Genomic DNA, 11,180 nt, shown 5'->3' on the forward strand with positions numbered 1-11,180 from the left:
GGCCTCGCGGCAGCGGCGGTCACGCGCCGCGGCACGGACACAGGCACGGGCAAACGCTGAACCGGCACGCGATACCGCCGGGCCGGCGGATGCCGAACTGAAGCGTCATCGCCTGGAACGCGCCGGCGCGCTCGTCGAAGCCCACCGCCAGGCCAAGGCCGCCGATCGCTACGTCCGGCGCAACCCGTGGACCTCCGTGCTACTCGCCGCGGCGGCCGGCCTCGCGGCAGCGGCGGTCACGCGCCGCGGCACGGACACAGGCACGGGCAAACGCTGAACCGGCACGCGATACCGCCGGGCCGGCGGATGCCGAACTGAAGCGTCATCGCCTGGAACGCGCCGGCCCGCACCGAACCGGTCATTCTGCTCCGCCTCCACCCGCACACGCGAAATCGTCCCCGGCCCCGCATCGCGAAACGCGCATCACTCGCCCGAGGTTGCACCCCTCGCTTCGCGAAAGGTTGCGCCTGCGCACAGCCGGCCATTTCTGTCCAGATCATCGGGTCGCCGCCCTCACGGCCGTTTTTACGCTTTCGCTACAAAATCGACTGGACGTGTAGATGACTAGATTACATTTCACCTTCAATTCAGTTCAATATATGGATTTATTCACATTGTCACTATCGGCAAATCAACAATAATGCTTATTTATCCAATAAATATTTCGCAAATAGAAATAATCGTTGACAGGCTTTAAATACAAGGATTTAGGTCGTTTGTCAGCTTTTTACGACATTCTTTTTTTTCCTGTTCTTACCGATTGGACCCGTGAGCTATTCTGCTTTCCGCAACAACGAACAATCATCTGCGTGGAGAATTTGGATGAAACGAATCGCACTGTCGACTCTCTCGCTGACGCTGCTCGGCGTCACCGGAATGGCTCACGCTCAAAGCAGCGTGACTCTTTATGGCCTGATCGATGAATCGGTCCAATACGTGAACAACGCAACGCCGCACGGCGGCAGCGTGGTCAAGCTGTTCCAGGGCAATCTGCAAGGTAGCCGTTTTGGCCTGAAAGGCTCGGAAGACCTCGGCGGCGGCCTGAAGGCAATCTTCCAGTTGGAAAACGGCTTTGATGTGAACACCGGCGCACTGTCGTCGAGCGGCACGATTTTCAATCGCCAGTCTTTCGTCGGTCTGTCGGGCGACAACTGGGGCACGCTGACGGCCGGCCGTCAGTACGATCCGCTGGTCGACATGATCCAGCCGCTCACGGGCGACGGCTACTTCGGCAGCACGTTCGCGACGCCGGGTGACGTCGACAACAACGACAACAGCTTCCGCGTGAACAATTCGGTCAAGTACGTCTCGCCGGTATGGAGCGGCTTCCAGATCGAAGGCATGTACGCACTGGGCGGCGTCGCGGGTTCGACGGGTTCGGGCCAGACGTGGTCGGGCGCGGCAACCTATGCAACGGGTCCGTTCAGCGTCGCGGCCGGCTACCTGCATGCCAGCAACGCCAACTCGCTCGCTTCGCGTACCGCGGCAGGCGGCTGGGCAGGCACGGCAGGCGGCACGTTCGACTCCGCTTTCCCGGATAACGCCGGCATCAACAGCGCCTACGCGTTCTCGAAGGCAATCGGCATCGCTTCGGCAGCCGTGCAGTACGTGACGGGTCCGTTCACGGCCAACCTGAGCTACAGCAACGCGCAATACAAGCCGGACGCGAACTCGGGCTTCCAGACGACGCAGAAGTTCAACGTCGGCCGCGCTTACCTCGGCTACCAGGTCACGCCGGCAGCGCTGCTCGGTATCGGCTACGCGTACACGCGCGGCACCGGCGACGCAACCGCGACGTACAACCAGGTTTCGCTCGGCGGCAGCTACGCGCTGTCGAAGCGCACCGACCTGTACACGGTCGCCGCATGGCAACATGCGAGCGGCGACCAGCGCGATCCGGCCACCGGCGGCCTCGTGGCGGCAACGGCGTCGATCGGCTCGTACGGCAACCAGTCGAGCACCGACAACCAGGTCATGGTCAGCGTCGGTATCCGTCACAAGTTCTGATTGGACTTCTAACGGATTCGGTACGCGGCGCGCGAGCCGCGTACCCGAAAACGAAAGCCAGCCAAAGGCGATGCCGATGGCTGGCTTTTTTTCGTCCCGAGATCAGGCGGACCTAGCGCCGCTGCGACTTGCCTCGCTCGGCCTGCGCGAGCGTCTGCGCGGGCGTCGCCTCGCTTTCGTGCCCGATGCCGTCCGCGCCGACGGGCGCGCGATACCGCACGAGCGCCTGCTCCGATTGCGCCGCCGGCGCGCCGAGCGAGTCCTGCCAGTCCGGGTCGGGAATCTCGGCGAACACCTGACGCAGCCGCTCGCCCCACGTGCGGTGAATCATGTCGAAGTACGCGTTGTCGCGGTCGATCGACACGAAGCGCGTCACACGCAGCGCGTCCTTTTCGTAGACGAGCAGATCGAGCGGCAGACCGACCGACAGGTTCGAGCGCAGCGTCGAGTCCATCGAGATCAGCGCGGACTTCGCGGCTTCGCCGAGCGGCGTGGACGGCGTCAGCACACGGTCGATGATCGGCTTGCCGTACTTCGCCTCGCCGATCTGGAAATACGGATTCACAGCCGATGCTTCGATGAAATTGCCGGCCGCGTAGATCATGAAAAGACGCATGCGGCTACCCGCGATCTGCCCGCCGAGAATGAAGCTGCAATTGAAGTCGACGCCGAACTTCTGCAACGCGTCGGCCTCGCGCTGATGCACGCGGCGCACCGCATGGCCGACCACGCGCGCCGCATCGGCCATCGTCGGCGCGTTCCAGAGCGTGGGTTGCGCGGCATCGCCGGCATCGGCGGGCTCGGACAGTTCGTGCAGCACCGCCTGCGTGAGCGACAGATTGCCGGCGCCGAGCAGCACGAGCAAACGTTCGCCGGGTTGCTCGAACACCGACATCTTGCGGGCGGTGCTGATGTGATCGACACCCGCATTGGTGCGCGTGTCCGACAGAAACACGAGGCCATCGTTGACGGCCATCGCTACGCAATAGGTCATGAGGAATCCGCAAGAGGCAACTGAACGGCGCTATTGTAATGCGGCGCCGATGTACCTCTTATCGGTGTTGACAGCCTTTTTGCATCTCGCTGACGAAAAACTGTCAGCGACGTGCAGGCACGATAAACGAACAACCGGCGTGCACGCGAACCCCGTCTTCACGCGTGCAGCGATACGCCGGTTCGTCACCGAAACTCCATGAGATTGCAATCACTGCGCCATCTGCGCGCTGACCGTCACCGACACATCGAGCTTCTCTTCGAGTCCGCCGATACGCCGGCCGCGCACCGGTGCCGCCGCTTCGTAATCGCGCGCGACCGCGAGCCGGCAGTAGCGCTCGCTCGCAAACGCGGCATGCGTGACGTCGATGGAAACCCAGCCCGTGCCGTCGAGCCACACGTCGACCCATGCATGACTCGCCGAATGCGGCACGTCGCCGGGCTCGATATAGCCGCTCACGTAACGCGCCGGCACGCCGCGCGCGCGGCAGCATGCGAGCATCAGATGCGCGTGGTCCTGGCATACGCCGTTGCCGAGCGCCAGCGCTTCGGCGGCCGTGCTGCTGACTTCGGTAATGCCGGCGCGGTATTTCACGCGCTCGACGATCTGCCCGGACAGCGCGATCAGCCCCGCCGGACTCGCGAGACCCGGCACCGTCGCCGCGAGTTCGCGGATCGCCGCATCGGCTTCGGTCAGGCGCGTCGCGCAGGTGAAATGTTCGAGCGGAATCGGGCCGGGCGGATCGCGCAGCACGCCGTCGGCGAGCGGCACCGTTTCCACCTCGCCCGTCACGCGCAAATGAATCTCGCTGTGCGGCTTGTTGATGACCAGCGTATGCAGCACGTTGCCGTACGCGTCGAGCGCGGCGTCGAGCTTGCCGGGCGCGTCGATGCTCCAGCGCCGCACGGTCTGCGAGGCGCCGCTCGCGGGCGTGAGGCGCAACTGCTGGATCGAATAATGAACCGTCGCTTCGTAGCGATAGGACGTGTCGTGGCGGATCGTCAGGTACATGGGAAAACTCCGTCAGGCGACCGGCAGCATCAGATAGGTACGTGCCACCAGATTGCCGAGCTCGAATACGCGCGCGAGGAACTGCGTCAGATAGGCGTGCAGGCCGGTTTCGAAAATCTGCCGGATGTCGGCATACAGCAACTCGGCACGCAGCTTGCCGGCAAAACGTTCGCACAGGTTCGAGCCCGAGGTGCGCAGCATCGCGAGATTCGAACAGACGCCGTCGAGCGAGGCGAGCAGCGAGCGCGGCATCTGCTGGTTCAGGATCATCAGTTCGACCACGCGCGCGGGCGTCACGACGTCGCGATACACCTTGCGATAGATTTCGAGCGCCGACACCGAACTGAGAATCGAGGTCCAGTAATAGAAGTCTTCGAGCTGGCGCGCGGCGTCGCGCGAATTCGGCTCGACGTTCGCGAACCGCACGTCGAGAATCCGCGCGGTGTTGTCGGCACGCTCCAGATACGTGCCGAGCTGCGTGAAGAAGAACGCGTCGTCCTGCAGCGCGGTGCCAATCGTCACGCCGCGCGACAGATGCGAGCGGAACTTGACCCATTCGAACAGCGCGCCCGGATTGCTCGCGGCCTGGCCGCTCGAAAGCCGCTCGCTGAATTCGAGCCACGTATCGTTGATGGTCTCCCACCATTCGGTCGTGAGCGTGCCGCGCACGGCTCGCGCGTTTTCGCGCGCGGCCTGCAGGCACGAATGAATACTCGACAGATTGCCCGCATCGGCAATCATGAAGTCGAGCACGTGCTCGCGCGTCGCTTCCTCGTGGCGTTGCGCGAAGACGCTTTCGAGTTCGGAGATGCGCAGCACCGAACGCTGCGCGCGGGCCTCCTGTTCGGGCGTTTGCGGCAAAAGCTGCGCCTTCAGGTTGATATCGAGCATGCGGGCGGTGTTCTCCGCGCGCTCCATATAGCGGGCCATCCAGAAAAGGTGATCGGCGGTTCGGCTAAGCATGACGGCGTTCCATATCTGAGAGCTGATTACGCGGGGCCTTCGTCAGCAGCGAAGGTCCGCGCTGGTTATCCGTAAGCGCCGGCGGCGCGCTGCGTACCGCTACCGGTGCGTCGGGCTGCATGCGCGGCGCCGTTTCAGGCCTTGATACAAGGCATAAACGGGCACGACGGCAGCCGCGTCAGTCGACCATCCACGTATCTTTGGTCCCGCCTCCCTGCGAAGAATTGACGACGAGCGAGCCCTCCTGCAACGCGACGCGCGTGAGACCGCCCGCCACCATCGTGGTGGTCTTGCCGGACAGCACGAAGGGCCGCAGGTCGATATGGCGCGGCGCGATGCCCGCTTCGACGAAGGTCGGACAGGCGGACAGCGCAAGCGTGGGCTGTGCGATATAGCCGGCCGGCCGCGCGATCAGACGCTCGCGGAACGCCTCGACTTCGGCATGCGTCGAGGCGGGGCCGACCAGCATCCCGTAGCCGCCCGCGCCGTGCACTTCCTTCACCACGAGTTCAGGCAGATGCGCGAGCGTGTAGGCCAGATCGTCGGGCTTGCGGCACTGGAACGTCGGCACGTTGTTGAGGATCGGCTTCTCGCCGAGGTAGAACCCGATCATCTCGGGCACGTAGGGGTAGATCGATTTGTCGTCGGCGATGCCGGTGCCCATCGCGTTCGCGAGCGCGACGCGGCCCGCGCGATACGCGTTCAGGAGACCCGGCACGCCGAGCACCGAATCGGGGCGAAACGCGAGCGGATCGAGAAAGTCGTCGTCGACGCGCCGGTAGATCACGTCGACGCGCTTCGGCCCCTGCGTCGTGCGCATGAACACGTAGTTGTCGTCGACGAAGAGATCCTTGCCCTCGACGAGTTCGACGCCCATCTGCTGCGCGAGAAACGTATGTTCGAAATAGGCGGAGTTGTACATGCCCGGCGTGAGCACGACGACGACCGGCTCGTCGACACCTTCGGGCGCCACCGAGCGCAACGTGTCGAGCAGCAGATCGGGATAGTGCGCGACCGGCGCGATGCGGTTCTGCACGAACAGCTCGGGAAACAGCCGCATCATCATCTTGCGGTTTTCGAGCATATAGGAAACGCCCGACGGCACCCGCAGATTGTCTTCGAGCACGTAGAACTCGCCTTCGTCGCCGGCACGCACCACATCGACGCCGGCGATATGCGCGTAAACACCGAGCGGCACGTCGACGCCCTGCATCTCCGGACGATACTGCGCATTGGTATAGACCTGCTCGGCCGGCACGATGCCCGCGCGCACGATGTTGCGATCGTGATAGACGTCGTGGATGAACAGGTTGAGCGCCTGCACGCGCTGACGCAAGCCGGCTTCGAGCGTCTGCCATTCGCCGCGCGGAATGATGCGCGGGATCAGATCGAACGGAATCAGCCGCTCCGTACCGGACAGATCGCCGTTCACCGCGAAGGTGATGCCGACGCGCCGGAACAGCAGGTCGGCTTCGGCACGCTTGCGCGCGATCGCCTCGTCGCCCTGCCGCGCCAGCCAGCGCTCGAAGCGCGCGTAATGCGGCCGTACGCCATCGTCCTGATGGCGCATCTCGTCATAGCATCGCATCTCAGCCCCACTCTTGTTGTCGGATAGAAGGCGAATGCGCTGCGCATTCGGTACTCGATACTCGATCAAGCAAGCGTTATGCCATTGGATTTACCGCGCCGAAGCATGCCTGCATGCACGCTAACGGCGCATCGCGATGGCATCGCGTCGCTGCTATCGTACTGCCGTGGATCATGATGCGCCACCACAGTGCGAGCACGCTATCAGGGTGCGCACTATGGCGCGCACGATAGTGTCTTGCGTGTTCACTACGTAGCGTGCGCATAAAAAAATCCCCGTGGATTCGCATCCACGGGGATTCGGACTACCTGCCTGCAAGTACTCGAAGCGCGCTCGAACGTCGGGCCTGACTGCTTAAACCTCGACGCCGGAAAGCGCCCGCAGCACTTAAGCTTCAGGCTGCCGCTGCGTCCTTCAGCTTCTTCAGCGCGCGTGCCTTGATGCGCACGCTAGCCGGCTTGGCCGGGAACCAGCGCTCTTCGCCCGTGAACGGGTCTTTGCCGAAGCGCTTCTTCTTCGCCGGCACAGCCTGTACGACGATCTTCAACAGACCCGACAGCGTGAATTCGCCAGCGCCCTTCTTGTGCACCGAGCCGAGGATCGTGTCTTCGAGCGCGGCCAGCACGGCCTTGGCGGTCTTCGGTTCAACGGCTGCGCGTTCAGCAACGTGCGCTGCCAACGAGGCCTTCGTGAAGGTGTCCTTGATCGGCGACGGTGCGCCAGACGCCTTCACGGCGACCTTCTTGGCTGCGACGGCTTTCTTCGCAGGGGCTTTCTTTGCAGCAACCTTCTTGGTCGGTACCGGGGCAGCAGCCTTCTTGGCCACCTTTTTTGCGGAAGTCGGCATGTTTCTCCTACCTGTTGTGGTCAATTTGAATTGCACGAAGCGCACACGGTATGTGCACGCTTCAACGCCGGATTCTACAAGCGCTCAAGCGATTTGCGCGACACTTTTATGTATTGCGATGAAGGTTTGTTGCGCGGCGCTGACTGCGCGACGCGTTTTAGTGCCTGTTTTAGCGGCTAAAACGCGTTCGGCGGAGTCGTCGGGACGCATACGTAACGCTCGTTACAGTTCGTTTCGAGCGCGGTTTTGACGGGTTGCCGGAAGCCGGCGCGGACTTTTCACCCCTTGAATCAGGGCACTTTCGTCATTTTTTGTTAAGAGCCGCGGTGTTTTCCCGATGCTTTGGCGAGGTTTTCACCGGGCTTGCGGCGCAATGCGGACCCGCGTCGCCAGCACCACGAGCGCCGCGCCGCTATGCGCGGCGGCGAGGTTCGCTTCAGAAGATCACGGAAACCGCGACCGCGAGCCAGATCGCGCTCACGCCCGCGAGAAACAGATGCCGCGCGATCCGCACGCGCGCGTCGCGGGTTTCGGGCTCGACGGGACTCGTCGCCATCCACGGAACGAGGCCGAGACACGCGAAGCCGAGCAGCGCGAACACGACGACCACGACGTCGGCCGCGCGCCAGGGGATCGGCTCATACATGCCCCAGTAGCCGAGAAAGACGATACCGATCGAGAACACGGTTGCTGAAGCGGCACTGAGCGCGGGCACCGATCCGGTGGGAGTCGGCATGCTTCACCTCCGAACGTCTGGTTGCGACGGCGCGGCCGCGCCGCACTTGCGTGCCGCGCGGGTCCCGTCAGGAAGTGCGGGCCTGGCGCGTCTCGTACGTCTTCAGATGACTATAGGCGATACGCAGCAGCGACAAACCGTGCTCGCCCTTCTGCGCGTCGCCGCCGCGCGAGATCAGGTCGCCGAGAATGTGATCCGCCTCGGTATGCGAGTGGTTTTCGACGTCGCGCAGCATCGACGCGGTCAGCGGCGAGGGCGTCAACAGCGTTTGCGTCGCGCGCGCGTCGAAGTCCGCGGCCATCGTGAAACCGTTGTGCTCGGCCACCGCGCGGCATTCGCCGAGCAGGTTCTCGATCAGCCGCTTGCCGTCGGGCGCAGCCAGAATATCGCCGACAGAACCGCGCATCAAGCAGGTGCTGCCCGCGAGCGTGGCCAGAAACACCCACTTTTCCCACATGCGCAGCAAGATGTTGTCGCTGACCGAAACGTCGAAGCTCGCGCTGCTCATCGCGTCGGCAATCGCCTGCACACGCTCGGACGTGCCGCCCGGCACTTCGCCGAACGTGACCGCCTGCATGTCGTTCAGATGCACGATGTGCTGCGCGGCGTCGAGCGTCGCGGCAATCACGCATTGGCCGCCGAGCACGCGTTCCTTGCCGAATCTGGCGGTCAGCACGTCGATATGGCGCATGCCGTTGAGCATCGGCAGGATCACCGTCGATTCGCCGACGAGCGGGGCGAACGAGTCGATTGCGTCATCCAGGCTATAGGCTTTGCAACTAAGCAGCACGAGATCGAACGGTTCGGCCGCGACGCCGGCGAGAATCGTCTGCACGTCGCGCAGCACGAGGTCGCCGCGCGAGCTCCTGATGACGAGCCCTTCGCTGCGCAGCTTGTCGGCACGGCCCGCGCGCACGAGAAAAGTCACGTCCTGCCCCGCCGCCGCGAGACGGCCGCCAAAGTATCCACCGACCGCGCCTGCCCCAACTACCAGAATTCGCATCTTTTAGCCTCTTGAAAGATTTCGCTCATGCTGCCCGATCGCGCGGATTACATCGCTCGTGGTGCTTAGGTGCCGCTCATGTGCCGCGGCTTTGGCGCACACTGCGATGCCGCACGGACGGCGCGTGTGCAGGAATGTAGCAAAGATTGTGAATCGCTTCTCGCCGCGCGGGCATGGGTGTTTGTGCTGCGATGCAGCGTCGGCATCGCTTCGATGATTTTATGGGTGGGCGGGTTGATTCATGGGCGGGGCGAGGATGTTTGCTTAGGCGGCATTCTTGCTCGCACGGCATGCTTCATGTTTGAGACGGCGCACAAACATCCGGCGCACTGCCTTTTATGATCACAACCCTGAGCGGGATGTACGCCAGCGAAAACACCCCGTATGAATAATTCACCCGTACCGGGTCACACGTCGACAGACATTGCCTGCTGAGACGCAACGAGCTTCGGTGGCGGATCGCATTTACAGATGCATAGATCATCGCTCAGTGCTGTGCGGCGTCCAGCCGGACCCGGCATCGTGAGACGAGGACCATCGCATTTGATCCTGCCCGTTGAATTGCAGGCGGGACAGGCAATGTCATCGCCTTCGTGTGCGACACGCCGACTACCGAATGACAAGGAAGTCGGGGACGCATGAACCGTTCCGGATGCCGTCGTGTAATCACCGTCCAGGATTAGATATCGCTTCACAATCTGCTTGCCTGTTATTGGAACATCACGCCTGATCGATGTATGCGACCAGTTCCCATGCTACTTTTGCGACTTGCTGACGCGCGCCCATCATGCGGTCGAGGAACGCAAGCGCGCGCGGTTCGCGTACGACAAGCGACGGTAGCGTATCGCCCTTCAGGAAACGCCGCTGCGCATCTCCCGCCTGACCTGTTTCGAGTTTTGCATGCCACACACCATCTTCGGGGCAGATATCGCCCGTGCTAGCGAGAGTACCGATAGGCGTACGGGTCATTGCGAAGTTCGAAGATTCGTCTGCCTGTGATGTCTTTTCCGATAAACCTGATAGCGGCAGGCCCGTTGCCGGATCGAGATGCTTTGCTTTTGCCAGTTGGTCAATAAGTTCGCCGGATGGCTTCTGTGGCGGTACTGCTGCGTCCTGTTCCTTTTGCCACTGGAAAGTACCGTCCCACGGCGGGAGCTTCGCGGGCGGCAACGGAACGATCCTGTCGATGTCCGGCACCTTAGGATTACGACCATCGTTGCTGTCGAGGAATTTGCCGATCAAGCCATAGCGGCGAGTACGTTCTGCGTCAGGCTCAACGCCGATAGCATAGAGTTCATTCTTTCCGGACTTCGCATCAAAGGCATACTGAAGCAGAAACGCCGACTGACTACTACCCGCCTTCGCACTACTTTGGAAAGCCTCAGCTGCTTCGGCAAATTTTCGATCGAGCTGAAATGCCACACCGAGATCGTTACCTGCAGCAGCATATCCTTGATCTGATGCACATCGAAACATTTGAAGTGCGATATCCGGCGCCATGTCAGCGGGATTAAGTAAATTCGCGACGTAATATTGGGCATCTGGATTTCCCAAGTCTGCAGCTTTACGCATGTAGCGTCTTGCTGCGTCTTCGTCTCGTTGGAGACCATAGCCATTTAGCAGATAGTGCGCGATGTCGTAGTAGCCACTTGGCACGCCTGCCTTGACAAGCTGCTCAGCCAGATCGACGCTTTCCTTTTCAGGGTCGGGCGACGACGCCGATCCTGACGAAATCAGGATTTGCAGATTGTGGTTCGCTTTGTAGTGTCCATACGCGGCTGCAATTCGGTAGTAGCGCGCCACATCGTTGAAATCCTTCGGCCCATCCTTCTTCTCAAGATATCGCCCGTACTGGAAAAGTTTCTCCGATTCGGGATCGAGCAGCGGCAGATGATCGGCTTCGTGCGTACACGTAAAGGCAAGTTTGAGGCGTACTGCGCTAACGTCAGGCAACTGGGTCATGTGATTCTCGTTCTTCGAACAGGCAGATAGCAGACATACAATAGACAAGGCAATGAGTGATCTACGCAT

At 62.1% G+C, this 11,180-nt stretch carries 10 protein-coding genes and 1 pseudogene; 2 read left to right on the forward strand and 9 right to left on the reverse strand.

What is annotated here, in order from left to right; translation table 11 throughout:
• Window positions 1–277 (forward strand): annotated as a pseudogene (locus tag G3N58_RS00815) (hypothetical protein); the annotation flags it as partial.
• A gap of 545 nt (window positions 278–822) precedes the next feature.
• Window positions 823–2,007, forward strand: a complete 1,185-nt coding sequence (locus tag G3N58_RS00820; RefSeq protein WP_167044500.1) for a porin — start codon at window positions 823–825, stop codon at window positions 2,005–2,007.
• Between the two features lie 112 nt (window positions 2,008–2,119).
• Here G3N58_RS00820 and G3N58_RS00825 read toward each other — a convergent pair whose 3' ends face one another.
• The 9 genes from G3N58_RS00825 to G3N58_RS00865 form a co-directional block, all read right to left on the reverse strand.
• Window positions 2,120–3,001, reverse strand: coding sequence for a proteasome-type protease (locus tag G3N58_RS00825; protein ID WP_167282037.1), 882 nt, complete (start codon window positions 2,999–3,001; stop codon window positions 2,120–2,122).
• Between the two features lie 210 nt (window positions 3,002–3,211).
• Window positions 3,212–4,012 carry a transglutaminase family protein gene (locus G3N58_RS00830; protein ID WP_167044506.1) on the reverse strand — a complete coding sequence of 267 codons (801 nt, stop codon included), beginning with the start codon at window positions 4,010–4,012 and terminating at the stop codon, window positions 3,212–3,214.
• A gap of 12 nt (window positions 4,013–4,024) precedes the next feature.
• Complete coding sequence (locus G3N58_RS00835) at window positions 4,025–4,975, reverse strand: alpha-E domain-containing protein (RefSeq protein WP_167282035.1); 951 nt, start codon at window positions 4,973–4,975, stop codon at window positions 4,025–4,027.
• A gap of 178 nt (window positions 4,976–5,153) precedes the next feature.
• Window positions 5,154–6,563, reverse strand: a complete 1,410-nt coding sequence (locus G3N58_RS00840; RefSeq protein ID WP_167282033.1) for a circularly permuted type 2 ATP-grasp protein — start codon at window positions 6,561–6,563, stop codon at window positions 5,154–5,156.
• A 394-nt stretch (window positions 6,564–6,957) separates the two neighbouring features.
• Complete coding sequence (locus tag G3N58_RS00845; protein WP_167044883.1) at window positions 6,958–7,410, reverse strand: HU family DNA-binding protein; 453 nt, start codon at window positions 7,408–7,410, stop codon at window positions 6,958–6,960.
• A 436-nt stretch (window positions 7,411–7,846) separates the two neighbouring features.
• A complete protein-coding gene (locus tag G3N58_RS00850) occupies window positions 7,847–8,146 on the reverse strand; it encodes a hypothetical protein (RefSeq protein ID WP_205998264.1) in 300 nt (99 codons plus the stop codon).
• 67 nt (window positions 8,147–8,213) lie between these two features.
• Window positions 8,214–9,149, reverse strand: coding sequence for a 2-dehydropantoate 2-reductase (panE, locus tag G3N58_RS00855; RefSeq protein ID WP_205988371.1), 936 nt, complete (start codon window positions 9,147–9,149; stop codon window positions 8,214–8,216).
• Window positions 9,150–9,556: 407 nt separating this feature from the next.
• Complete coding sequence (locus tag G3N58_RS00860; RefSeq protein ID WP_167282027.1) at window positions 9,557–9,844, reverse strand: PAAR domain-containing protein; 288 nt, start codon at window positions 9,842–9,844, stop codon at window positions 9,557–9,559.
• Between the two features lie 25 nt (window positions 9,845–9,869).
• Entirely contained in the window at window positions 9,870–11,180 is a 1,311-nt protein-coding gene (locus G3N58_RS00865) for a sel1 repeat family protein (protein WP_241016945.1), read from the reverse strand.

The sequence above is a fragment of the Paraburkholderia sp. Ac-20342 genome (genome assembly GCF_017104985.1).
Classification (GTDB): domain Bacteria; phylum Pseudomonadota; class Gammaproteobacteria; order Burkholderiales; family Burkholderiaceae; genus Paraburkholderia.

What these genes read in the sequence shown, in the direction of transcription:
- G3N58_RS00825 (WP_167282037.1), bottom strand. Translation starts at nt 3,001, where the DNA reads ATGACCTATTGCGTAGCGATGGCCGTCAACGATGGCCTCGTGTTTCTG.
- G3N58_RS00835 (WP_167282035.1), bottom strand. Translation starts at nt 4,975, where the DNA reads ATGCTTAGCCGAACCGCCGATCACCTTTTCTGGATGGCCCGCTATATG.
- G3N58_RS00865 (WP_241016945.1), bottom strand. Translation starts at nt 11,180, where the DNA reads ATGCGTAGATCACTCATTGCCTTGTCTATTGTATGTCTGCTATCTGCC.
- G3N58_RS00830 (WP_167044506.1), bottom strand. Translation starts at nt 4,012, where the DNA reads ATGTACCTGACGATCCGCCACGACACGTCCTATCGCTACGAAGCGACG.
- G3N58_RS00820 (WP_167044500.1), top strand. Translation starts at nt 823, where the DNA reads ATGAAACGAATCGCACTGTCGACTCTCTCGCTGACGCTGCTCGGCGTC.
- G3N58_RS00840 (WP_167282033.1), bottom strand. Translation starts at nt 6,563, where the DNA reads ATGCGATGCTATGACGAGATGCGCCATCAGGACGATGGCGTACGGCCG.
- panE (WP_205988371.1), bottom strand. Translation starts at nt 9,149, where the DNA reads ATGCGAATTCTGGTAGTTGGGGCAGGCGCGGTCGGTGGATACTTTGGC.
- G3N58_RS00845 (WP_167044883.1), bottom strand. Translation starts at nt 7,410, where the DNA reads ATGCCGACTTCCGCAAAAAAGGTGGCCAAGAAGGCTGCTGCCCCGGTA.
- G3N58_RS00850 (WP_205998264.1), bottom strand. Translation starts at nt 8,146, where the DNA reads ATGCCGACTCCCACCGGATCGGTGCCCGCGCTCAGTGCCGCTTCAGCA.